Source organism: Paenibacillus puerhi (assembly GCF_009846885.1).
Taxonomy (GTDB): domain Bacteria; phylum Bacillota; class Bacilli; order Paenibacillales; family NBRC-103111; genus Paenibacillus_G; species Paenibacillus_G puerhi.
Map to the genome: position 1 here is coordinate 94,489 of NZ_WUWM01000001.1, position 22,294 is coordinate 116,782.

At 56.7% G+C, this 22,294-nt stretch carries 21 protein-coding genes; 11 read left to right on the forward strand and 10 right to left on the reverse strand.

Annotated features, from left to right (window positions below):
* Window positions 1–74: 74 nt before the first annotated feature.
* The 5 genes from GSF01_RS00400 to GSF01_RS00420 all read right to left on the reverse strand — a co-directional run bounded on the left by GSF01_RS00400 (window position 75) and on the right by GSF01_RS00420 (window position 4,178).
* Window positions 75–284, reverse strand: a complete 210-nt coding sequence (locus GSF01_RS00400; RefSeq protein WP_159881038.1) for a hypothetical protein — start codon at window positions 282–284, stop codon at window positions 75–77.
* A complete protein-coding gene (locus GSF01_RS00405; protein ID WP_159881039.1) occupies window positions 281–484 on the reverse strand; it encodes a helix-turn-helix transcriptional regulator in 204 nt (67 codons plus the stop codon). Before GSF01_RS00405 ends, GSF01_RS00400 begins: the two co-directional genes overlap by 4 nt.
* Before the next feature lie 630 nt (window positions 485–1,114).
* Complete coding sequence (locus GSF01_RS00410; protein WP_159881040.1) at window positions 1,115–1,897, reverse strand: pirin family protein; 783 nt, start codon at window positions 1,895–1,897, stop codon at window positions 1,115–1,117.
* Window positions 1,898–2,015: 118 nt separating this feature from the next.
* Complete coding sequence (locus tag GSF01_RS00415) at window positions 2,016–2,477, reverse strand: MarR family winged helix-turn-helix transcriptional regulator (protein ID WP_159881041.1); 462 nt, start codon at window positions 2,475–2,477, stop codon at window positions 2,016–2,018.
* A gap of 687 nt (window positions 2,478–3,164) precedes the next feature.
* A complete protein-coding gene (locus tag GSF01_RS00420) occupies window positions 3,165–4,178 on the reverse strand; it encodes a LacI family DNA-binding transcriptional regulator (RefSeq protein WP_159881042.1) in 1,014 nt (337 codons plus the stop codon).
* 121 nt (window positions 4,179–4,299) lie between these two features.
* On the opposite strand from GSF01_RS00420, the gene GSF01_RS00425 reads away from it, so the two are divergent.
* The 8 genes from GSF01_RS00425 to GSF01_RS00460 all read left to right on the forward strand — a co-directional run bounded on the left by GSF01_RS00425 (window position 4,300) and on the right by GSF01_RS00460 (window position 10,975).
* The gene (locus tag GSF01_RS00425; RefSeq protein WP_159881043.1) at window positions 4,300–4,617 is read left to right on the forward strand and encodes a UxaA family hydrolase; all 318 of its coding nucleotides are present in this window, start codon (window positions 4,300–4,302) and stop codon (window positions 4,615–4,617) included.
* 106 nt (window positions 4,618–4,723) lie between these two features.
* Window positions 4,724–5,884, forward strand: a complete 1,161-nt coding sequence (locus GSF01_RS00430) for a UxaA family hydrolase (protein WP_159881044.1) — start codon at window positions 4,724–4,726, stop codon at window positions 5,882–5,884.
* Between the two features lie 17 nt (window positions 5,885–5,901).
* Complete coding sequence (locus tag GSF01_RS00435) at window positions 5,902–7,026, forward strand: Gfo/Idh/MocA family protein (protein WP_235941186.1); 1,125 nt, start codon at window positions 5,902–5,904, stop codon at window positions 7,024–7,026.
* On the forward strand, window positions 7,020–7,490 hold the full coding sequence (locus tag GSF01_RS00440; protein WP_159881045.1) for an RbsD/FucU family protein: 471 nt from the start codon (window positions 7,020–7,022) through the stop codon (window positions 7,488–7,490). Before GSF01_RS00435 ends, GSF01_RS00440 begins: the two co-directional genes overlap by 7 nt.
* Window positions 7,480–8,313 (forward strand): amidohydrolase family protein, encoded by an 834-nt coding sequence (locus GSF01_RS00445; protein ID WP_159881046.1) that lies wholly within the window; start codon window positions 7,480–7,482, stop codon window positions 8,311–8,313. The genes GSF01_RS00440 and GSF01_RS00445 overlap by 11 nt, the downstream gene beginning before the upstream one ends.
* A 389-nt stretch (window positions 8,314–8,702) precedes the next feature.
* The gene (locus GSF01_RS00450; protein WP_159881047.1) at window positions 8,703–9,476 is read left to right on the forward strand and encodes an SDR family NAD(P)-dependent oxidoreductase; all 774 of its coding nucleotides are present in this window, start codon (window positions 8,703–8,705) and stop codon (window positions 9,474–9,476) included.
* A 13-nt stretch (window positions 9,477–9,489) separates the two neighbouring features.
* Complete coding sequence (locus GSF01_RS00455; protein ID WP_159881048.1) at window positions 9,490–10,389, forward strand: fumarylacetoacetate hydrolase family protein; 900 nt, start codon at window positions 9,490–9,492, stop codon at window positions 10,387–10,389.
* Window positions 10,390–10,591: 202 nt separating this feature from the next.
* Window positions 10,592–10,975 (forward strand): VOC family protein, encoded by a 384-nt coding sequence (locus GSF01_RS00460; RefSeq protein ID WP_159881049.1) that lies wholly within the window; start codon window positions 10,592–10,594, stop codon window positions 10,973–10,975.
* A gap of 114 nt (window positions 10,976–11,089) precedes the next feature.
* On the opposite strand, the gene GSF01_RS00465 is transcribed toward GSF01_RS00460, so the two are convergent.
* Window positions 11,090–11,671: a thioredoxin family protein gene (locus GSF01_RS00465; RefSeq protein WP_159881050.1), complete on the reverse strand. Its 582-nt coding sequence runs from the start codon at window positions 11,669–11,671 to the stop codon at window positions 11,090–11,092.
* A gap of 164 nt (window positions 11,672–11,835) precedes the next feature.
* Here GSF01_RS00465 and GSF01_RS00470 point away from each other — a divergent pair, with 164 nt between their 5' ends.
* Complete coding sequence (locus GSF01_RS00470) at window positions 11,836–13,383, forward strand: hypothetical protein (protein WP_159881051.1); 1,548 nt, start codon at window positions 11,836–11,838, stop codon at window positions 13,381–13,383.
* Window positions 13,384–13,570: 187 nt separating this feature from the next.
* Here the strand turns inward: GSF01_RS00470 and GSF01_RS00475 are convergent, their stop codons facing one another.
* From GSF01_RS00475 to GSF01_RS00490, 4 genes are all read right to left on the reverse strand, one after another.
* A complete protein-coding gene (locus GSF01_RS00475) occupies window positions 13,571–14,443 on the reverse strand; it encodes an SDR family oxidoreductase (protein WP_159881052.1) in 873 nt (290 codons plus the stop codon).
* A 56-nt stretch (window positions 14,444–14,499) separates the two neighbouring features.
* Window positions 14,500–14,763: a DUF2188 domain-containing protein gene (locus tag GSF01_RS00480; protein WP_235941188.1), complete on the reverse strand. Its 264-nt coding sequence runs from the start codon at window positions 14,761–14,763 to the stop codon at window positions 14,500–14,502.
* Window positions 14,764–14,906: 143 nt separating this feature from the next.
* Window positions 14,907–15,077: a DUF1328 domain-containing protein gene (locus tag GSF01_RS00485; RefSeq protein ID WP_159881053.1), complete on the reverse strand. Its 171-nt coding sequence runs from the start codon at window positions 15,075–15,077 to the stop codon at window positions 14,907–14,909.
* Window positions 15,078–15,173: 96 nt separating this feature from the next.
* Window positions 15,174–15,920 (reverse strand): EcsC family protein, encoded by a 747-nt coding sequence (locus tag GSF01_RS00490; RefSeq protein ID WP_159881054.1) that lies wholly within the window; start codon window positions 15,918–15,920, stop codon window positions 15,174–15,176.
* A 177-nt stretch (window positions 15,921–16,097) separates the two neighbouring features.
* Between GSF01_RS00490 and GSF01_RS00495 the strand changes: the two genes are divergently transcribed.
* Together GSF01_RS00495 and GSF01_RS00500 are read left to right on the forward strand one after the other, a co-directional pair.
* The gene (locus tag GSF01_RS00495) at window positions 16,098–16,682 is read left to right on the forward strand and encodes a DNA-3-methyladenine glycosylase I (protein WP_159881055.1); all 585 of its coding nucleotides are present in this window, start codon (window positions 16,098–16,100) and stop codon (window positions 16,680–16,682) included.
* Window positions 16,683–17,028: 346 nt separating this feature from the next.
* A complete protein-coding gene (locus GSF01_RS00500; RefSeq protein ID WP_235941190.1) occupies window positions 17,029–21,930 on the forward strand; it encodes an S-layer homology domain-containing protein in 4,902 nt (1,633 codons plus the stop codon).
* The last annotated feature ends 364 nt before the right edge of the window (window positions 21,931–22,294 follow it).

Sequence of the window (22,294 nt, forward strand, 5' to 3'; positions counted from 1 at the left end):
CGGCCCTCATTCGGCTGCTGCTCCCCTCCCGCATAAGCGGTGGGACGGAGGAGAAGCCGTGCCTTCTTGCAAGTTCATCTCATTTTTCTTCCGAAGTAGACCCTTGAACCGAAGAAAACGACATTTCCCATTAAAAGAATCGCGAATTCCCAGCCCGTCTGGCCTTTCGTAAAGTAGTTGAGCAGCGACCAGACTAACAAAGCTATGGTAAAAAACATATAAGTAATTTTGGCCGATTTATTGCTTTGGTATTGCTCCATTTCATCCGCTTTTTTTAGTTTCATTGGGATTCCTCCTCGTACATAAATAATTGATCGACAGTAGTGCGAAGATGAACAGATAACCGGAAGGCCAGCGACAATGTAGGGTCGTATTTATCATTCTCGATCGCATTGATGGTTTGTCTGGTCACGCCGCATAGATGGGCCAGCTCTTCCTGGGAAATCTTCATATTTTTTCGAATTTGCCGGATGTTGTTTTTCAATGAGAGATCACCGCAGTCGTTTCATAATGTAAAAACTTTTTTACATATTCATCATAAAATGATAGTCGATTAATGTCAAATAGTTTTTACATTACGGGCCGCGCTGTTTCTCAAATCCGTATTTGACGTGAAGCTATGAGCTCGCCAAGTGGCTGGCTGGTGTTGATCGCTCGAAGTTGCACGTTATTCGTGAGTGGGAGTCGTCAACTGCCGCTTGGATGTCGCTGGTTGGCTGCTGCTGGACCCATTTCCCTGCAAATGTACATCTTTTTGAGCAGAAGATGAGGCAGACCCGATACATTCCTACAAATATACAGGCATTTTTCGCAACATGCGGTCTTTTTATCGAGCTGAGGAATAAAAGGATGCAGATTTTCAGGAATTTAGCTTTATAGGAAGGAAAGGCTGTGAAGTTCCTGTATATCTGCTGGCTATGGTCCGCTATCTTCCACTTCGGACTTGACTGACGTTAGGTCCCGATCCATGACTTGCTTTACGTATCCTCAAGGGTCCCGTGCCTGCAGGGGAACTCGTCAGAGTCGAGCCTAAAAAGCCTCCAAATCCCTCTAGAACGAGTGGATGGAGGCTTCTCGGTTATTGATTCATTATTGATTCCATATGCTTATGGTGTTACCGCTTGGGATATTGCGAATAAGGTACGGTGGTCGGAACTTCGATCCCGATCAAGCGCAGCTTGCCGCCTTCTTCGGGTCTAAGCGTCAAGGAGCTCTCGGCATCCGCCCGCAGCGTCATAAAGTCCCGCTGATGAAATGCCGTCTCCGCCGACTGATGGTCGCCGGTCTGTTGGATCCAGGCACCATGGCCCCGGATCGCCAGAACAGCCAAACTTCGCCCCGCCGGAATTGTGTAGGAGAAGGAAGAGCCCGGCTCGGCCTCCAGATCCCATACCCGGGCATCGGCGACTAGTTCCACGGGTGCCCCGGGGCCGATGACGGTTTTGAGGGTGTAGCCGTCGCCTTCCATGATCGGGAATTGTTCGTGCTCGAACTGCCGGTAAGTCGGCGTACGCTGAAGGGCGGCCTTGAGCTCCGGCTCGAACCAGATCTGGAAGGCTTCCATATTCGGTCCGATAAAATGTTCCTCATGCGACACGCCCGACCCGGTCTGCATAATCTGTACGCCGCCGGGCCCAACTACACTGCGCGTTCCGAGCGTATCGCCGTGCTCGGCCTTGCCCTGAACGACATAAGTCATAATCTCGAAGGCCTGATGAGGATGCAAGCCGATGTGCCCTTCTTGCTCCGAGAAGGCCCAAGCCCAGTAGAAAAGCGGGCCGATCCGTTTCACGACGGAGCCTTCTCCGGAGAAGCCGATTGGTTTTTGCTCTGTGATTTTTCCGCCATTGAAGCTGCCTTCGCCCTGCATAGAGGGTGGATATACCATGATTTGCATAATGAACCTCTCCTCGCTCAATTTGTTATCTTAATATTAAGACAGATGATGTGGGCTGTTATCTTCTCGATGTTTTCTCGTTCAGAAGGGTGCGTAAACGACAGCAGGGATGCTGCCGCTACGCTTTACCGCCTTGCTTGAAGCTTTCCTTGGCTTGAAGGCCAAGCTTCTTAAGCAGGTCTATGGCCTGCCGCTGCTCGTCGGGCGTCAGACCCGATACAGCCCCGGCTATCGCTTCACGGTGCTCAGGGAAGGCTTGGCTTAGGAACGAGACGCCGCGCTCTGTTATTTCCGCGAAGCTGACTCGGCGGTCATCCGGGCAAGGCTTACGGATAACGAGCTCCTTGCTAACCAGCTTGTCTACGACATAAGTAATATTGCCGCTGGTCATCAGAACCTTCTCCCCGATTTGCTGAAGCGCATGGGGGCCTTTGTGATAGAGCAGCTCTAGTACGCCGTATTCGGTCGGATTCAAGCCATGCCTCCTGATATCGCGATGGGCATGTGCGCTAACCCATTCGCAGGCCCTCGACAATACGACGAACAGATGCAGGGCGTCATCACGTTCTTGGTCGGACATAGGGCACCTCCTTTCCGTGCAGTGGGCTAGCAGGTTGGTGTTGAATAATTATCTTAATATTAAGATAAAGGATTAGGTAAGAAAAGTCAAGCTCACTCCGCCGGGCTTCGGCGCTTGTTAGAGGGGGAAAGCCGACGAGGAAATGAAATCGAGACCCGAACCGGCTTATGCTCCGCTCTAGTAGAGTGATCTGAAAGTCATGTAATCATGGAGGTTACGGCTAACGGACATGTTGAACCGTTAGCGGTTGGGATGGACACGGATACGAATGTAAGGGACATATTGGACCGTTAGAGCGACAAATACTTGGTATTCCGGGCGTTTGAGACCGCTATGAGTACGTCAAGTCCGTTACATGTTTAATCAAGCCCAAATCTGCTTCTAAGAGGACACCATGTCCGTTAGCCGATCCCGATACCCTTGCAGGTATTGGGGACAAGTAACGTTACTTCGGGAACGTTCTACTATTTAAGAAAAAGGCGCGTCATGAAGAGGCATTACAAGGGTTATCCGATAGTTAGCGGACAGCATTCCTTACATGCTGAGTTTAGCTTTTGCTAAAGCGCAGGTAATCGCTCTGCCCGAAAGAATAGCCGCCGCCGCTGCCGCTGCCAAGCATCCGCATCGCTTCCAGAAACGGCCCATTCTGAAGTTTGGCTTCTGGTCTTACCCCTCTGCAGCATTGTTCTACCTGACTCCGAGCGAGGCTGCGGAGGATCGAATGATCAGCTCCGAGGGCAGTATGATCTTGCGCGGCTCTTCTTGAGCGCGGCCCTCGATTCGATCGATCAGCCACTGCATCCCGAGCGAGCCGAACTGATAGGCCGGTTGAGCGGCGACAGTGAGGAACGGATGAAGAGCCGAGGCGAGTCCGAGGTCGTCGAAGCAAACCACGGACATGTCATCCGGCACCTCCAGCCCCTTAGCACGGAGTCCCTGAATGGCCCCTACGGCAAGGAAGTTGTTCGCTGCGAAGATGGCGGTCGGAGGTTCGGGCAGCTGGAGCAAACGGTCCAGCGCCGCCTCATCCTGGATATCCCGATAGCTGGCGTGCAGGACGAGTTCTTCGTCGTAGGCTACATCGTTCAGCTTCAGAGCCTCCTTGTAGCCGATATGCCGCTGGCGAGCGGTCGAGACGTCCTCCGAGCCGTTGATGAGGGCGATGCGCCGGTGGCCCAGCTCGAGCAAATGCTCGACGAGTCCCCGCGCTCCTTCCTTGCTATCCCCGAGCACGGTGTCGCTCTGGATGCCGGGGACCTCGCGGTCGAGCAGGACGAGGGGGATGCGATGCTTTTGCAGCTGCTGCAAGTGCGCGGCGGAGCCGTCGCCCGCAGGCGCGAACAGCACGCCGTCCACCCGGGTGGAGAGGATCATGTCCACGTAATCTTTTTCTTTCGCGTAGTTCTCATCGCTGTTGCCGAACAGCAGCTTGTAGCCGAGCCGCTTGGCCGTATCTTCGGCCCCCCGCGCGAGTGTCGTATAGAACGGATTGGTAATATCCGTGATCAGCAGGGAGATGATATGCGTTTTCTGAAGCACGAGGCTGCGGGCGTTGGAGTTGGGGACATAATTGAGCTCCTCCATCACCTGCTTGACCCGTTGCCGGGTAAGCTCGCTAATTTTGCCATTGTTATTGATAACTCTGGAAACGGTCATCGCGGATACGTTGGCTTTCTTGGCGATATCGTAGATTGTGATCAACAATGACGCTCCTTTCGATACATGACTAAGGTTTATTGTAGGGAAAAAAGAGATTGACAGCAAGTCATTCCATTGCTATGTTAAAGTTATCGATAACATTAACTGCTGGAGGCTGAAATATATGGCACATTCGATTGAACCTGGCGCTGATGCGCTCGTGATGGATGAGGCGGATCATGTCGCGACAGCACTGAAGGATTTGGAAGCGGGCGATGATATCCGTTACCGGATCGGTACTCGTGTGGAACACGTTGTCTTGCTGGACCCGGTGCCGTTTGGCCACAAGATTTCGATCGTCGCTATGGAGACAGGGTTTGATGTGCGAAAGTACGGTGAGGTAATCGGCAGGACAGTCTGTCCGATCGAAGCGGGCAGGCATGTGCATGTTCACAATATAGAAGGCATCCGCGGACGCGGAGATCAGGCAGTGGCTAAGTAGACAAGGCGGATCAAGGCGAGAGCGGCTTACCTGAGATAACCAAGTAAGCGGTTACTATGCATGCGTGGGAGCTATTCAATTCTAGCGGGGAGGCAGTACTTACAAGATGACAACGATAATGGGATACGAACGGGCGAACGGGGATATCGGCATCCGCAACCACCTGCTGATCATACCGACCGTCATTTGCTCCAATCAGGTTTGTTCACGCATTATGCAAAACGTGCCGGGGGCGGTTGCCATACCGCATCAGCACGGCTGCAGTCAGATCGGCGCGGATAAGGACCGGACCTTTGAGGTTTTGGCGGGAACGGGGAAAAACCCCAATGTCGGGGCTGTGCTTATTATTAGTCTAGGCTGCGAGGTTGTCGATCCGGAGGCTTTGGCAGAAGCTATAAAGGTTACCGGTAAACCTGTTGAATTCTTCGATATTCAAAGTGTCGGCGGTTCGGTCAAAGCGATTCAGCACGGCACCGAGCTGGCGCGCGGCATGCTTGCCGAGCTGGAGAAGCAGCCGAAGGTGCCCGTGCCTTTGTCCAAGCTGAAGGTGGGCGTGAAATGCGGGGGCTCGGATGCCACCTCGGGGCTAGCGTCCAACCCTGCCCTGGGGGCGGCTGCCGACTCGCTGATCGCGGAGGGCGGTACGATCGTCATCGGCGAGACGACCGAGATCATCGGCGCGGAGCACGTGCTGGCGGAGCGCTGCGCGACGACGGAGACGAAGGAGCAGCTGTATCATATCGTCGACCGCTTCGAGAAGGAAGTCGAGCGGATGGGCGCCGATATGCGGGGCGGCAATCCGAGCCCCGGCAACATCGCGGGCGGACTTTCGACCATCGAGGAAAAGTCGCTGGGCTGCATCAGTAAGTGCGGTACCGCGCCGATCCGCGGGGTTATCGAATACGCGGAGCATTTGCCGGAGGGCGGCTTGTATTTCATGGACTCGCCGGGCAATGACATCGAGTGCGTATCGGGCATGGCCGCGGGCGGCGCCCACATTGTCTGCTTTACGACGGGTCGCGGTACGCCTACAGGCTCAGCCGTTATACCCGTAATCAAGATTACCGGCAATAAGCGGACGTTCGACCTGATGGAGGACAATATGGACGTCGACGTCAGCGAGATGCTGGACGGGACGCTGGGTCTCGGGCAGGCGGGCGATCGCATCTGGCAGGAAATTAGGGAAGTGGCCGAAGGCAAATTGACCAAGGCTGAGGTGCTGGGCCATCAGGAGTTCAGCATCAACCGGATCGGACCAAGCTTGTAAAGGAAGGAGGAAGCCTCGTGACAGGAACACAAGGGAATGCCGAGTGGCTGGACCTGGATTACAAGCCTAAGGTACCGCAGGACCGTTCGATCGGCATCGCGATCGTCGGCGCGGGCGAGATCGTCGGCGCCTGCCACCTCCCCGCTTACAAAATGGGCCAGCTGAACGTCGTCGGCATCTATGACGTCGATGCGGCGAAGGCGAAGTCGCTCGCCGACCAGTTCGGCATCGGGCGCGTCTATGGCTCGCTCGACGAGCTGCTGGCCGACCCGCAGGTGCGTGTGGTCGATCTGGCCGTGCCGGCCAAGGCCCAGCCGGGTATCACGGCCCAAGTCGCGGAGGCGGGCAAGCACATGCTCTGCCAGAAGCCGCTGGCTGAAACATACGCGGAGGCCGCGGGGATAGCGGACGCCTGCGTACGGGCAGGCGTGAAGGGCGCAGTCAACCAGCAGATGCGCTGGTCGCCGGGCATACGGGCCACGCATACGATTATTAGCCGCGGCTGGCTGGGCGAGCTGCTGCAGGCTTCCATCGCCGTAAATGTGAAGCAGGAATTCGCTAACTGGGGCTGGCTGAGAACGATGCCTACGCTCGAATTTATGTATCACAGCATTCATTATATCGATGCGATCCGCTTTCTATTCGGCACGCCGGAGTATATCTATGCGGACGGAGCGCGGTTCCCGGGTCAGCAGTGCGTCGGTGAGACCAGGACGCTGCTGCATATGAAGTTTCCCGGCGAAGCGCGCGGGATGATCCACGATAACCACAATCACATCGCGGGCGAGGACGACTGGTATGCCACATACCGGTTCGAGGGCACGGAGGGGATCGTGAAGGGAACGAACGGTTCCTTGTATAACTATCCGGTGGGACGCGAGGACACGCTAAGCTTCTATACGAAGCGGCTTCATCCGGACTACTGGTTCACGCCTTCGCTGCACGGCAAATGGTTTCCGCATGCATTCCTCGGCACGATGGGCGAGCTGCTGCGCGCGATCGAAGAGGACCGCGAGCCGGAGAACAGCGTACAGGACAATCTGAAGACGATGCAGATCGTGTTCGGCGCGTACCGATCGATGGCCGAGAACCGTCCCGTACGTCTGGAGGAAATTGCGCGGGAGGAGGGAGCCGTATGTTAAAAGGCATTCCTTCTATTCTATCGCCCGAGCTGCTTGCGATTCTTATGGAAATGGGGCATGGCGATGAACTGGTGCTGGCTGATGGCAACTTTCCCGCAGCGTCCTGCGCCAAGCGCCTGGTACGGGCCGATGGACACGGCATACCGGAGCTGCTGGAAGCGGTGCTCCAGCTCTATCCGCTCGATCAGTATGTCGAGGCCCCGGTTAGCTTGATGCAGGTCGTGCCCGGCGATCCGGTCGTGCCGGTGATCTGGGAAGACTACCGCGAGATTGCGGACCGCCATGAAGGACGCCCTGTGAAGCAGGAGTTTCTCGAACGTTTCGAGTTCTATGAACGGGCCAAGCAAGCTTATGCTATTGTCGCTACCGGAGAGAGCGCCCAGTACGCCAACCTCATACTGAGCAAGGGCGTGATCGTGGAAGCGATGACGAGCGAGCGGGAGAGCGAATGCGATGAGAATTGATGCGCATCAGCATTATTGGAAGCTGGCACGCGGAGATTACGGCTGGCTGACGCCGGAGCAAGGCGTGCTGTACCGGGACTATGGACCGAACGAGCTGCGACCGGAGCTGTCCCGACGGCACATCGACCGCACGATAGTCGTACAGGCCGCTCCGACTGTGGAGGAAACCCGGTATTTGCTCAAGCTCTGTGAGCGTGAGGAGTCGCTGGCCGGCGTCGTCGGTTGGGTCGATCTGGAGGCTGACGACGTGGAGCAGATGCTTGATGAGCTTGCCGCTTCTCCGTATTTTAAAGGCGTTCGCCCCATGCTTCAGGATCTGGGGGATGATGCGTATATCGTACGGGATAAGGTGCTCCGTTCGCTGGGCATGCTCGTTGAACGTGGACTGACTCTGGATATTCTGGTGCGTTCCCGTCATCTGCCGTATGTGGCTCAGATGCTGGACCTCGTTCCGGGCATCCCGGCCGTAATCGATCATATCGCCAAGCCGGATATTGCAGGGGGCGAGCGGGAACCATGGCTCAGCGGGATGGAGACGGTAGCGGAGCATGAGAACGTCTACGTCAAGCTCTCGGGCATGGTCACCGAAGCTGATCTGGCGAACTGGACAGAGGCGGACATCCGCCCTTACGTGACGGAGGTGTGCCGGATGTTCGGCCCGGAGCGGCTCATGTTCGGCAGCGACTGGCCGGTCTGCTTGCTCGCAGCGAGCTATGAGGAAGTGGTGTCGCTGGTGGAGCGGACATTGCCGGAAGCTTGGAAGGCAGAGGAGCGGGCCGCCGTATTTGGCGGGAACGCGGCCAGATTTTATCGGATACGGTGAGGTTGGAGGCGCTGAGGTGCCGGGGCACGGGGGCGTGGAAGCACATAGGTAATGAGGCAGCAAACCTGCGAACAGGCAGGAATACCATTCCTATTTTCTTCCCAAAAGAGAAGTGCCTGCGAATCTACAGGCATTTCGGCTTGGATTCCGTCCCCCCGAAGCTTCACTCCATTAATGCATGTTGAATCGCAGGAATATGGCGAGTCTACGCACTATTTAGCCTAAAAGATGTATAGTGGCAGGTTTAACTCCAGACAGACGGACTTCCTTCCGTTGAAGTCTTTTTCAGCGCCCAAACAAGCTGGAAGTGAGGGACCGGAAAGCCAGTAGATATAGGCAGGCAACGCAGCAGCATCAACATCGGAACAAACGAAAGGAGATCGGGTACCATGAGACTTGCAGGTAAAATTACGTTGATCACCGGAGCTGGCTCGGGCATCGGCCGCAGCTCGGCGCTGCGGTTTGCAGAAGAAGGCGCATCGGTTATCATCGCCGACCTGGATGAAGCGAAGGGACAGGAGACGGCTGCGGAAATCCGCTTGGCCGGGGGTTCGGCGATATTCCTGAAGGCAAACGTCACCGAGCCGGAATCGGTTCAGACGCTGGTAACCGGGGCGATCGCCGAATATGGCCGCATCGATGTGCTGTTCAACAATGCGGGCATCAGCGGCGTGGGCGCGCTGCATGAGGTCGAGCCGGAAGTATGGGACCGCGTCATCAACGTTAATATTCGCGGAACCTTCCTCCCCAGCAAGTACGTGCTGCCCCATATGATGGAGCAGTGCGGCGGAGTGATCATCAACATGTCGTCCTGCATCGCCGAGATCGGGCTGGCCCAGCGCGCTTCCTATGCGGCGACCAAGGGGGCGGTGCTCGCGCTCACCAAGTCCATGCAGGTGGACTATGCGCCTTATGGCATCCGCGTCAATGCGCTGCTTCCGGGTACGATCCTGACGCCTTTCGTCGAGAACTACCTGAAGCAGTCTTACGCCGACCCGGAGGAAGGGCTGGCCGGGATCAAGCGCCGCCAGCTCAGCGGGGATCTCGGCAGACCGGAGGACGTGGCGCAAGCCGCCGTGTTCCTGGCCTCGGATGAATCGAAGTTTATGATGGGCTCGCCGCTCTATATCGACGGCGGAGTCGTGTTCGGCAAAAACGCTTAGGAGGGACTTATTCATGAAACTGGTTACATTCGAACAAGCAGGAGCTTATAAGCTCGGTGTAAAAACGGACCGTGGTATCCTGGACGTGGCGAAGGCCGCGGCTGTGAGCGGTCTGGAAGGTATCCCTACCGACGTGCATGAGGTTATCGAGGGAGGCGCCTCCGCCATTGCAGCGCTGCAGGCGCTCGTAGACCGCTCCTCGGAGGGGGACGTCGCCTGCTGGCTGGACGAAGCGAAGCTGCAGCTTGGTCCTTGCGTCACGCGTCCGAACAAGATTATTTGCGTCGGGCTGAATTACCGCAAGCATGCTGAGGAGACGAATGCGCCGATCCCGCAATATCCGATCCTCTTCAATAAATTCAACAACACGCTGGCTGCCCAAGGCGACGGTATCCCGCTGCCGACAAAGGTTACCTCCGAAGTGGATTACGAAGCGGAGCTGGTGATCGTCATCGGGCAAACCGCCAAGTATGTGTCCAGGGAAGAGGCGCTCAGCCATGTGTTCGGCTACTGCTGCGTGAACGATCTGTCAGCACGCGACTTGCAGATGCGGACGCATCAATGGCTGCTTGGCAAGTCATGCGATAAGTTCTCGCCGCTCGGCCCGTACCTGGTCAGCGCCGATGAAGTCGGCAATCCGAACGCGCTGTCGATCAAAGCAATCGTCAATGGCGAGGTGCGCCAGAGCTCCAACACGTCCGATATGATTTTCCACTGCGACGAGATCGTCAGCTACATCTCGCATCACATGACGCTCGTACCGGGAGATATCATCCTGACGGGGACACCGGAAGGCGTTGTGTTCGGCCTTCCGCCGGAGCAGCGCGTTTACCTGAAGGACGGCGACATCGTAACGATCGAGATCGAGAAGCTCGGTTCGCTGACAAACCGGATGGTGGCAGAGACGCCATAGATAGAACAGAAAGCGTGGCTTGCGGCGTAAGCTGGAAGCAGAGTCGAGAGAGAGCGGCCGCTCTCTCTTTTTCCCTATTAAGCTCCTCTTACAGCGCAGATCCGGAGCTTAAGTTCCGTGCCGGCTTTCTAAAGGTATATAATGTTGGAAGAGGCATGCGAGGGTGTTCCTCTTAAAACACGTTGAAAACGGGAGATGTTCAATGATCGAGTTCGAGCGTTTGCACCATGTCAGTCTTGCAGTTCGAGATCTGTTGAGGTCCAGAGCTTTTTACACCGAGGTGTTGGGCTTGCAGGAGATCGAAAGACCGCCGTTCAACTCCAAAGGAATCTGGTATGCGGTCGGAACCCAACAGCTGCATCTGATCGAAAACCCGACGGGCGAAACGCTGCGAGATAGCGGGATCAGCACGGTTGACGGACATGTTGCTATCTGGGTCAAAAGCTACAGCAAGACGCTCGACTGGCTGGAGGCGGCTTCCATTCCTTATGAAGCAAGACCGGACAGCGTAGCGGGGTTCTCGCAAATCTATATACTTGATCCGGACCGTAACGTCATCGAGTTCGACGCGGCTTACGGCTCTTGAAGTGCGGAATGGAGCTCCAAGGCCCGCCCTTTTTCCTCAGATGCATACAAAAAACATCTCCCGCACATGAATCACAGGAGATGTTTGGATAGATACTTGGCAGCTTGAAGCTAGCTACACGAGGTCGCAAGCCTCTACGGGCATCCAGTGCTCGTCCTGGCCGTCCCATTTCACATTGCAGCCGATCGGGTTTGTTAAGGGAACGGATATCTCAGACCCGGCCAGCGCCTCGGACAAGGCACGGTCCAGATCATTCACCGTCATCTTGCTGGTATCGCGGGGCTGATCGACACCGCGTCCTGTATAGACCAATTTGCGGTTTCCGTCGAATACATAGAAGTGGGGCGTGCGCAGGGCGCCGTAGCTCTTGGCTACTTCCTGGCTCTCGTCATGCAAATACACCCAAGGAAATTGTTCTTCCTCCATCACGCTCACCATGCGCTCGAACGAATCGTCCGGCTTGGTACGGACGCTGTTGGCATTGATGCCGACAAATCGCACACCCTGATCGGCATAAGCCAATGCGGTTTGCCGAGTTATTTCATTGGACCCGACTACGTAGGGACAATGATTGCAGGTGAAAAAAATGACCAGCAGGTTGGCTTCGTCAAAGTCCTTCAGAGAATACATACGTCCATCGGTGGCGGGCAAAGTAAAATCAGGGGCTTGCGCGCCGAGGGGCAGTGTGAATGACATGCTCGGTTCACCTCTTGTCTGGAATTTTTTCTGGCATCGTCTGGATAGAAACTAATAAGCGCTCGTCCCAAGTATAGCAAGTCATGAAAGGGAATGTAACCCTTATCTGCTTGATCCTCGCGAATCCCGGGTAAAATAGGCTAGTTCAGCAGGGAGGATGTGGGATGAGGATGAATATAAACATGCAGGGCGAACCCATGCCGGGCGAATGGGATTGGAGCCGGTTCTTCCATCAGGATCAGGCGGGGCGCGCGTCCGCTTGGGAACAAGTGGAGCTGCAGGACCGGCTGGAGGACCTGGCAGAGCTGCGTTGGCTGCTCGGCGGAATCCGGGAAGAGCTGGCGCTGTACCGGAATGCTTTTCCGGACGGGCGTTTCGAGCGCGAGCTGGCTGCGGCCTTCGAGCATCAAGCGGGGAAGCTGGAGCGGCAAGTAGCGGACTATGAGCGGGAGCCGGCTGCCTGCGACTGGAAGGCCTACCTTACGGTGAAATATGACATCCGCACGCTGAACAAGCAGCTGGGGGCGGTGGTGGCCGGCAGCGACTGGCAGGCGCCTTGCAAAAAGCTTCAGCCCTCCGGCCCGGACGTTCCCGAGGAAGCCGGATTTACGCAGGAAGAGCAAAACACGTACAGGCGCAGCTACGGCAGCGAGACGGTCAAGGACTACGAAGAGGCCTCCATTTCGGCTTATTATAGCTTGACAGCCGACCTGCGCCAGAGAAGCGTGGGCTTCCTGACTACCTCGGGCATGAAGGCGTTGGAGCTTGCGCTTGCAGGTTACCGGAGCTTGACGCAAGAGGCGTTACCCTTCTACTTTCAGAGAGGATTTTACGGAGAAGGGTGCGAGCTGGCCCGGCTCTTGCTAAGTTCGCCGGTGGAGCTTGATCCTTCGCAGATCTACGAGAAGGTGGAGAACGGCGATCCGATCGGATGCTTGCTCGTGGACCCGGGTGTATGCTGGCCGGTAAGACCTGCAGTCGATCTGGACAGACTCATGGACGCATTGTCTCGGCATAGGCAGAGCCAGCCGCTGTACGTCATCGTGGACCGCACGCTGACAACGATAGCCAACCCGCTGTTCGAGCGGTACGCGCATACACTCCCGCCCCACATCGTGCTGATTAGTGTGGAAAGCGGCATCAAGTACATGCAGTACGGCTTGGATATCGCCAATGCGGGCTATATGGTTGCGGTAGGCAAGCCGCTGGAACGCGAAGCGGAGCGGGAGAAGTGGGTAACCCTGCTGGCTTTGCTGGACGCAGGGGCCGACCCGCTGACCGTCCGCCAGCTGCAGGCACCGGATATTGGACGGCTGACCGTACGTCTGTCGCGGCTAAACCGCAATGCCTGCTGGATGGATGCTTTTCTCGTACACGCCTTGAGCGAGGGGAAGGTGACGGCCTGCTACCGCTCGGTGGAGCCCTCAGATCAATACCGGATAGGCGGCCGGCGCTGGATAGGCTCGTTGTTTTACGTTCAACTGCCGGGTATCCGCTCGGAGCGAGAGTACCAGTCGTGGATCGATCGCTTCATCGTGTCGGCGCCGGAGGAGGCGCATTTTGTGTCCGGGGGAAGCTTCGGATTCGATACGTTCCGCATGAATGCGGTAGGCGATGCGACAGGGACGGAAACGGCGCTGCGGATTTCAGTCGGCCGGGAACCCTTGGGGCGGCTTATGACCCAAATAGCCTGCTTCTACGCAAGGCTATGATCCCTTCCCGGCGACCCGCTCCCCGGGCCTTGGGAAATACGCCGCGGCGCATCGTCCCATTATTGACCGATGCCTCGTCTCCGAAAAGAAGCAGACGAACAAATAGCCGGCACCCGTCACTTGTGATGACTCAGGGGCCGGCTATTTAGATGTTCTATAATCCTCTGGACAATTTAAACGTTAGCCGTTAGCCGTTAATAATTTCTCCGCCGTTCAGATGAAGCACCTGACCTGCCATGTAAGAGGAGTCATCTGACGCCAGGAAAACATAGGCCGGCCCCAGCTCCTCCGGTTGGCCCGGGCGCTTCATCGGCGCTGCAGCGCCATGCTCGCTCGTCTTCTTCGCATCGAAGGTGGACGGGATAAGCGGCGTCCAGATCGGGCCGGGGGCGACGGCGTTGACGCGGATGCCCTTGTCGATGACATTCTGCGAGAGCGACCTCGTGAAGGCGACGATCGCTCCTTTGGTGGAAGCGTAGTCGAGGAGCTCGGGATGTCCGCGATACGCCGTTACCGACGTCGTATTGATGATCGCGGAGCCCTCCTTAAGCTGCGGCAGCGCCGCCTTGGTCAAATAGAACATGGAGAAGATGTTCGTGCGGAACGTTTTTTCCAGCTGCTCCTGTGAAATCTCCTCGAGACTTTGCTGCGGATGCTGCTCGGCCGCGTTATTAACCAGAATGTCAAGACGACCGAACTTGTCCACAGTTTGCTTAACGACATCCTCGCAGAACTTCGCATCCCCGATATCGCCGGCGATTAGCAGGCATTCGCCTCCCTGCTCTTCGATCAGCTTCTTCGTCTCTTCCGCATCCCCGTGCTCATCGAGATAGACGATTGCCAGATTAGCGCCCTCCGCCGCGTAGCAGACGGCTGCGGCCCGTCCGATCCCGCTGTCTCCGCCGGTAATGATGGCGACCTTGCCCTGCAGCTTGCCGCTGCCCTTATAGGTGCGATCCACGGCCACCGGCTTCGGCTTCATCTCGCTCTCTAGTCCAGGCTGGCGTTCCTGATGCTGAGGGGGTAACGTTTGCTTCTTGTCCTTGGTCGTTGAACTCATGAATTCTCGCTCCTTTACTTTTCGAAAGTTTGTATAGGGAGGGGCAGCGGAAAGGACTAGCCTGAGCTGCCGTCGGTTTCAGGATGATTCTCGTTCCATTCCTTAGCTTGGGCCGTGGCGATCGCGATCGCTCTTCCTTCCTCATACCCGTTCTCAAGCAAGGCGTTGGCAATCTCAACGGCTTTTTCCCGTACACGTTCATCCAGGTTTTTCATAGAAGGAGGATAGTCTTTTTTTGTCCATGGCATCCCAATCACCTCTAAATCAGCATATTGAATATCGTGTACATACATTACCTGTTTGACCGGATAACGAAACAATTCTCCCTGCTTGGGCCGCGGCTTGTGCCTGCAGGTTTCCTGGGCTGGCCAGCTGTTCCCGGACATAGCAAACGGCCCTTTCCCCGACGAGGAAAGGGCCGTTTTTCAGCATCTAGGCTGTTTAAAGGGGCGTGTAAGCATTTCTATACTCTGGTTTTCGAGCCCCTGCCCATGAAGAACGAGATGAGAAACAGTACGATAAAGACGAAGAACAGAACTTTGGCGATCCCCGCCGCAGCCGATACGATACCGGCAAAGCCGAAAATACCTGCGATAACGGCAATGATCAGAAACAGCATCGAATATTTCAACATAAGAGTCAACCGCCTTTCCAATGCCCTTAGGCTTAGTGTGCTGCAGCTAGTGCAGCTTGTCTTGGTATAGGTTTACCCGGGCTGAAAGGCGGTGAATCAAATCTCCTGCAGCCAGCGCATCCGATAGACGTTCATACCGGTCTGGCCAAGCTCCTCCAGAAGTCCATAGTTGGCCCATGCTCCGACGACTGCGCCGATGCCCGGGACGAGCTGCAGCAGTTTGCGAAAGTCGATCGTATCCCGGTATTCCTGCTGCAGCTGTCTCCAGTCTATCTGGCTGCTCACGGTATCGCCAGGCGGCAGTGTCTTCGCATACTCGGGCCAATCGGCCAAGGTTCGGAGCAGCTGCGGTTTTTTCGTTGTACTGGAGAAAGCAAGCTGGAAGATGTGCAGGATGTACAACCTTTCTCTATAGTCTCGCGTGGAGTGGCCATAGACGTGAGCCAGCTCGAACAGAAATTTCATCTTGATGCCGATCAGGATCGGAAAGTCGGCCAGACCGAGCAGAATGCCCCCCGCCCCGGCACCGGCGCCCTCTGCGGCGGCTAGCTTTTTGTAGAAGCTCAGCAGTTCCTCGGCTCGCGCATCGCGCAGGGCAAGCGACATGTCGGTCAGCGCTTCCGTTTTGGGCGTATACTCCATCGTGAAGAGGGCGGTCTGAACAATTCCCTTAACCGCCGCCGTCATAGCCGTATGGACCTTCTCGGGGATAACCTGATTCACGCGGGCTTGCACGGCTCGGGACGTTTTCTCCAGCAGGCTGGGCGGCTTCAGCATCTCCTTCTCCCAGCGACTCAACGCGCGGGCGGCTTGCTGCTCATATAACGAATACCGTTCATTCATCGGCTGGTACACCTCGTCCCTTCCCTGTTTTATCTGTTGATGGTATGTTGATACGCAGCAAAAGCGAAAAGTATGCATGCCGGCAATAAGGATGACAGTTCTTGTCATCTTAATATGCTATGCTGAGGGAGAAGCACAGCTCTGCACATCCTATGAGCGAAAAGGAGCCGATACGAGATGATTTGCCGCTGCGGCTGGGTCAATGACGACCCCTTATATGTGAACTATCACGATCAGGAATGGGGGGTACCGGTACATGACGACCGCCTGCTGTTTGAAATGCTGATTCTAGAAGGCGCGCAGGCGGGATTAAGCTGGTATACCGTTCTGAAAAAAAGAGACCGTTACCGGGAAGCGTTCGACGGCTTCGATCCAGTCAAAATCGCCGGTTACCGCGATGACAAGCTGGCGGAGCTGCTTGCCGACACCGGTCTCATCCGCAATCGGCTCAAGATCGGAGGGGCGGTCAAAAATGCCCGCGCCTTCTTGCAGGTGCAGGCCCAGTTCGGCAGCTTCGACCGCTATATCTGGAGCTTCGTCGGGGGAGTGCCGAAGGTGAACCGCTGGACATCGCTGCGTCAGGTGCCGGCCAGCACTCCGGAATCGGAGGCGATGAGCAAGGACCTGAAGAAGCGCGGATTTACGTTTGTCGGATCGACGATTTGTTACGCCTTCATGCAGGCAACGGGCATGGTGATGGATCACACGACCGACTGCTTCCGCTATGCCGAGCTGATCCAGGGAGGAGAGGGGAAGCTTTAATCCTTCCCCGTCCGCCTTTTCTTGCGCGCCTTGACACCGGCTTCGACCCTGCTCGGCCACCCCTATTTTTCCCCAAATGTTCACCGCTTATGGCCCCTCCGGCATCCATGTCACGACCTTGACAGCATTCAGCAATAAGAGTACCAGAAAAGGTAATAGCGTTCCAGTATTCCCCAAATTAGTGCTTGTGTTACTGTGAATACAGAACCGGCATGATCAAGCAATCCATCAAACAATCTATTCAGTTGAGGAGTAGGGGGTGGCTGGAGAAGGTTCTTTTTCGGGCTTTGCTAATCCCTTATTAAGAAAGGAATTGTTCATGAGCAGAATGCGGAACTGCTGGATAATGATCGTTGTGTTAGTCATGTCGTTCTTCTCCACGGCTGCCGGGGAAGCTCTGGCGCAGATTGCGGGAGAGCCTGAAGGGATGCAGGCCTTGGCAGCCCCGGGCGTGACGGAGGCTGTATATGTACAGTCGGCAGACGGAGCGTTCAAGCTGCCCGTGCAGCATATCAATATTAATGTGGACGCAGCTCCGCAAAAAAACAACTACGTCGCTTTGTTTACGAGCGGGGCGCAGGTAACGAACAGCCAGAGCATTCATGAGGTGTATGTCAAGAAGACGAACACCGCGATTGCTGTAGATGAGCATGATCAGGTTATTCGCGTCATTGGTCCGACGACGGTTCCCGTAACCGGTACAGGCTGGGAGGAGAGTCAGCAGCTCCCGATTCCAAGCGGAGGCTACGTGCTGCTCGCCAATGATTCCTCGTGGGGAAGCTCGGTTTGCCGCAAACCGCTTTTTGAACATTTTAAACTCGGCGACGTCGTGTCGCTGCATAAAGGGGATGACGTCGTGCATGCGGGTGATTTTTTGAATCCAGCTCCGGAATTACAGGTCAGGACGGCGTCGGGAACGACGGTGACCTCGCCTGCATTTACCGTGGCAGGCCAGATCGTCCGCTATACGACAGGTCAAGGCATCACAGTTACCGTGAATGGCGCCGCAGTCGAACTGAATCCGGACGGCAGCTTTCAGAGCACGGTCCAGCTCATGCCAGGCCTGAATTCGATAGCGATCATGCTGCTCAAGAACCAGGCCGAGGTCGATGCGGCTGTGGTAACCGTGACCTGCAACAGCTTGACACAGCCATCCGGCTTGATCGAGGTCGAGGCCGCTCCTGTCGATATAACGATCCATGTTGAAGGTCCGCGTCATGTGATCGACTATATCGATCACGATATTAGCGGCATTGACGATACAGTCGCTCTATTCACCAATGCTTGGGGCAGCTCGATCACCATCCCGCAGTTTAACGTGGCTGTTCAGGTCGATGCGACTAATAAAGTCTTGAGTGTTGTGAATCCTTCCATCCATGGCAGCGTGCCCGCCTGGACAGGTCCGACCGAGCTGGCTATTCCGGCTGGAGGCTACGTGCTGGTCGCTCAGGATACCAGCTATGCGTCCAAGAACTTCAAGAAGTATTTGGCTACGAGCTTCAAAACAGGCGATACGATCAAGCTGCGTAAAAATGGGCTGGTTGTGCCGGTCAGCGAGCTGATGAGCACGGATGGGCCCGCCGTGAGGTTAACCTTGGACAATTATGCCATGTATACGGAAACGAGCGCCTCTACCGTTCTCTCCGGTACGATCAGCCATTTCGAGGAAGCTTCAGGCATCTCATTGACGGTAAACGGAACTCCGATCCCGATAGGAGCGGACGGAAGGTTTCGTTCTTCCTATTCGCTGGTTGAGGGCATTAATTATTTGGACCTCATCGTCACGCGGGACGGGAAGAAGCAGGATACGAAAAGTCTGGTGATTTTCAGCCGTCCGGGCTTTTCTGCCGGAAAAGAAGTCATCCTCTGGGTCGATCAGGCGGCGAATGCCCGGAAATTCCAGACTGGCGAGCATGTACGGCAGTTTCTGCAAACGGCGAAGGACCATGGCGTCACTTCCGTAGTCTTTGACGTGAAGGGGGTTGAGGGCTTTGCCTCCTATAAGCAAAGCACTCTGACGCATCGTCCCTATGTAAGCGGCATCCGAGCTCCCGAGAAGGCCGGATCGAATCCCGATCTCGATCTGCTGGAGGAGTTCGTCCGCTACAGCCGCGAGCTCGGGTTGGACATCCACGCCGCCTTCAATATCTTCGCCGAGGGGTCGATTGCGAGCCAGGAGTATGCCCTGCTGAACGACCATCTGGATTGGGAAGAGCGGGTATACGCAGCGGCCGACAATGGTCAGATCAAGCGCTTGCGCGAATCCGGCAAGCAGGGGGCGGTTGCTTTTGTGAATCCGTCCCATGACGGAGTGCGCGATTTCCAATTGAAGACGATAGAGGAGGTTCTTCTGCACTATGATGTCGACGGGGTTGTACTGGACCGTGCACGTTATGACAATGAGGCAGCCGACTTCAGTGATCTGACGAGGGAGAAGTTCGAGGCATTCCTCGCAGGCCGCGGCAAACAGCTGCAGCACTGGCCGACGGATGTGTTCCGCTACGTTCAGAACGTCCGGGTGGACGGTCCGCTGATACAGGATTGGTGGGAGTTCCGTGCGAAGACGATCCAGAGCTTCACGTCTGAGGTCAGGACGCTGGCGGACCAATACACGGCGAAGAAGGGGAAACGCGTGCAGGTTTCGGCTTACGTCGGCTCCTGGTTCGAAAGCTATTATCTGAACGGGGTTCACTGGGGCAGTCCGAATTTCCGTTATGACGACCGGCTGCGCTTTAAAGACACCTCGCTCTACACGCCGGGTTATTATGAGAGCGCTTATGTGAATAATCTGGATTTCATTATGATCGGCGCGTATCAGACGACGGCGCCCGAAGTCGAGCATTATATAACCTTGGGCAATATCGTCACCAATGGAGAGGTTCCGTTATATGCGGGCATTGCGCTTACGAATGTGCAGGACCCCGCGCTCCAGCGGGAGGTGTTCCAGTCGGGACTGAACAATACGCATGGCCTGATGCTGTTCGACGCCTCCCAGGTGAATTGGCAGGTGGCGGGGGCAGCGCTGAAAAATCTCGTGTATGTCAGGGACTACCAGCTTGGCATTTCGCTGCCGGGTCAGCCGGATGCTTTCCTGGAGGGCAGCTACTACAATGCCAATGTGATTGAGAACAATATCGGCGTCTTAACCGATGCCTTCGGTTATTCGACGGGCAACAGCCGATTCGGCGTTGAGGCTGTCGTGGATGGCTCAGGGAAGGTGACCCGGGTCGCCAATCAGGCTCAGGCGCTCAACTGGAGCTGGTCCAGGCCCGAGGAGACTAACAGCGAAATCCCGCAGGGCGGGTTCGTGGTATCGGCGATGGACCCCTCGGGCATCCGGACCAAGCGGCAGCTGGTCGCCCGCTCGTATACGGTGGGTGATTCCGTCCGAGCTGCGGCGCTTGGGGGATTCCTCCCTTATGATAAGCTGAAGACCGGGGCGGACAGCCTTGCCCTGTCAGGGACGGTGAAGGTGCTAGGTCCCGGCGCAGCGGTGGTCACTGTTAATGGGGAAGAGGCTGCCGTCTCGCCGGAAGGCAGCTTTCAGGCTACATTAAGTCTTCAGCCGGGGACGAATACGGCTGTGATCGTCGTGAAGGTGGATGGGTTCAAGACGAATGAAAAGACGATAACGGTGATTAGGGATGAGCAGGCGATGAAGAAGCTGTTGCTCACTCCGGAACGGATCAACATGAAGCCCGGGGAGCGGACGCAGCTATCGGCGAAAGCGGAATATGCGGCTGCAGCTCCCGATGTGACCCGGCAAGCGGTGTATGCGTCCACGGAGCCAGGAGTCGTCAGCGTGGACGAAGCGGGGCAGCTGACCGCTCTCAAGGAGGGGACCAGCGTCATCCAGGCTGTATATGAAGGGCATCGCGCCGCAGCGGAGGTTCGGGTGACCGCGGCTGATATGGGAAGCGGCACGGATGGCGATGATGATGCGGATACCGACGCCGACTCCGGGTCAGACTCGGGCTCGGGCAGCGGCTCCATCAAGGGAGCAGGAGCCTCTGCGAACGCTGCAGGAGAGCGCACCCGGACGGTGCGCCGGCCCGGGGAGGAAGGGCGTATGACGAGCATCGTTACCGTAGATGCAGCCGTGCTGAAAAAGGAGCTGGATGCACTGGCGGGTCAGCGCGAGCAGGAGCTTCGCTATGATGTGCCGGGGAACGATCCGGCTGCCTCCGTCGCTCTGCCCGGCGCCTTGCTCCGAACGGCGGCGGAGGATGCGCCCGGCTTGCTGCTCGTCATCTCCTCTCACCTGGGAAGCTACGAGCTGCCTGTCGGTCTGCTGCAAGGAAGGCTGCCACGGGAAGGTGACTTTGAGCTGATGATCGGGATCGGCGAGGCCGGAGCGGGAACTATCTCGAAGCTGTCTTCCCAGGCAGCGGACGAAGGCGTGCGGCTGCGCGGAATGCCGGTTTCCTTTGACATCGAAGTGCAGTCGGCGGGCCAAACAAAGAAGCTGCAGGACCTGAACGGCTATACGAAGCGGACGCTCAAGCTGCAGGTGCAGGCCGCCGATCCCAATCGTATGGCCGTTGCGAGGGCTGGGCATGGGAGCCTTGTGTTCATGCCCGCTCGCTTCGAGAAGGCTGGTGGGACTCAGATAGCCGTCATCCATGACCGAAGCAGCAACGGGATTTATGCGGTAGCTGTTTCCAGCGAAGCCAGGTTTACGGATTTGGACGGACACTGGTCGCAGCTGGAGGTCGAGAGACTTGCCTCCAAGCGGATTGTGGAGGGGATGAGCGCCAACTCGTTCTCGCCGGATGGGACGCTTACCCGCGCACAGTTCGTCATGCTGCTTACCCGCGCCCTCGGGCTCGACACGGCTGAGGTTCAAGCCGATTTTACCGATATCGCCAGCGACGCATGGTACGCAGGCGCAGTGGGGGCGGCGATGAAGGCGCAGCTCGTGGAAGGGTTCGATGACGGCGGATTTCGTCCCGACGCCGTCATCACACGCGAGCAGCTGAGCGTCATGGTTATGCGCGCTCTGAAGTTGACGGGAAGTGCCGTGAATCCGGCTCCCGATCCCGCTTTGCTGGACGGCTTCGCCGACCGGGGAAGCTTGGCCGGATGGGCGCAGGAAGCTGCCGCCCAAGCCGTAGAGGCAGGCCTGATGGAGGGCCGGGAGTCCGGAGAATTCGCGCCTCAAGATACGACTACGCGTGCCGAAGGCGCGGTCGTATTGAGAAGGCTGCTGCAGAAGGCCGGATTTGTGAACGAAAGCCCTGGAGAATGACCGCCTCTTCCGTGACCGAAAGGCGGCCGGTAATACGGAAGGGGGCTGGCCGGGAGGATGCTTCCTCCGGCTAGGAGGGGCCTCCTGTTTTTTGACTGCTGTAGGCGTGCAAGAGCCGCTCCTCATGGGCAGGTTGAGCGGCCCCTGCTTCCGATTCTGTAGGCGAATGGCAGGTGGGGGCCGCTCCTCTCGGGGAGGCTAGGCATCTTCGTCGAAAGCGGTATTTTTGCCCATGACTAGCTCTATCAGTTTACGCATACTGCTTACTTGTTACTTGACACAGCCCCCAGAGGCTGTTGTTTCTACATGAACTCTCTTTCGCACCGCGCGCAGCTCCCAGAGCGCGGTGTTTCGCCGCATGACG

What these genes read in the sequence shown, in the direction of transcription:
- GSF01_RS00400 (WP_159881038.1), bottom strand. Translation starts at nt 284, where the DNA reads ATGAAACTAAAAAAAGCGGATGAAATGGAGCAATACCAAAGCAATAAA.
- GSF01_RS00410 (WP_159881040.1), bottom strand. Translation starts at nt 1,897, where the DNA reads ATGCAAATCATGGTATATCCACCCTCTATGCAGGGCGAAGGCAGCTTC.
- GSF01_RS00415 (WP_159881041.1), bottom strand. Translation starts at nt 2,477, where the DNA reads ATGTCCGACCAAGAACGTGATGACGCCCTGCATCTGTTCGTCGTATTG.
- GSF01_RS00425 (WP_159881043.1), top strand. Translation starts at nt 4,300, where the DNA reads ATGGCACATTCGATTGAACCTGGCGCTGATGCGCTCGTGATGGATGAG.
- GSF01_RS00430 (WP_159881044.1), top strand. Translation starts at nt 4,724, where the DNA reads ATGACAACGATAATGGGATACGAACGGGCGAACGGGGATATCGGCATC.
- GSF01_RS00440 (WP_159881045.1), top strand. Translation starts at nt 7,020, where the DNA reads ATGTTAAAAGGCATTCCTTCTATTCTATCGCCCGAGCTGCTTGCGATT.
- GSF01_RS00445 (WP_159881046.1), top strand. Translation starts at nt 7,480, where the DNA reads ATGAGAATTGATGCGCATCAGCATTATTGGAAGCTGGCACGCGGAGAT.
- GSF01_RS00450 (WP_159881047.1), top strand. Translation starts at nt 8,703, where the DNA reads ATGAGACTTGCAGGTAAAATTACGTTGATCACCGGAGCTGGCTCGGGC.
- GSF01_RS00455 (WP_159881048.1), top strand. Translation starts at nt 9,490, where the DNA reads ATGAAACTGGTTACATTCGAACAAGCAGGAGCTTATAAGCTCGGTGTA.
- GSF01_RS00460 (WP_159881049.1), top strand. Translation starts at nt 10,592, where the DNA reads ATGATCGAGTTCGAGCGTTTGCACCATGTCAGTCTTGCAGTTCGAGAT.
- GSF01_RS00465 (WP_159881050.1), bottom strand. Translation starts at nt 11,671, where the DNA reads ATGTCATTCACACTGCCCCTCGGCGCGCAAGCCCCTGATTTTACTTTG.
- GSF01_RS00470 (WP_159881051.1), top strand. Translation starts at nt 11,836, where the DNA reads ATGAGGATGAATATAAACATGCAGGGCGAACCCATGCCGGGCGAATGG.
- GSF01_RS00475 (WP_159881052.1), bottom strand. Translation starts at nt 14,443, where the DNA reads ATGAGTTCAACGACCAAGGACAAGAAGCAAACGTTACCCCCTCAGCAT.
- GSF01_RS00485 (WP_159881053.1), bottom strand. Translation starts at nt 15,077, where the DNA reads ATGTTGAAATATTCGATGCTGTTTCTGATCATTGCCGTTATCGCAGGT.
- GSF01_RS00490 (WP_159881054.1), bottom strand. Translation starts at nt 15,920, where the DNA reads ATGAATGAACGGTATTCGTTATATGAGCAGCAAGCCGCCCGCGCGTTG.
- GSF01_RS00495 (WP_159881055.1), top strand. Translation starts at nt 16,098, where the DNA reads ATGATTTGCCGCTGCGGCTGGGTCAATGACGACCCCTTATATGTGAAC.
- GSF01_RS00500 (WP_235941190.1), top strand. Translation starts at nt 17,029, where the DNA reads ATGATCGTTGTGTTAGTCATGTCGTTCTTCTCCACGGCTGCCGGGGAA.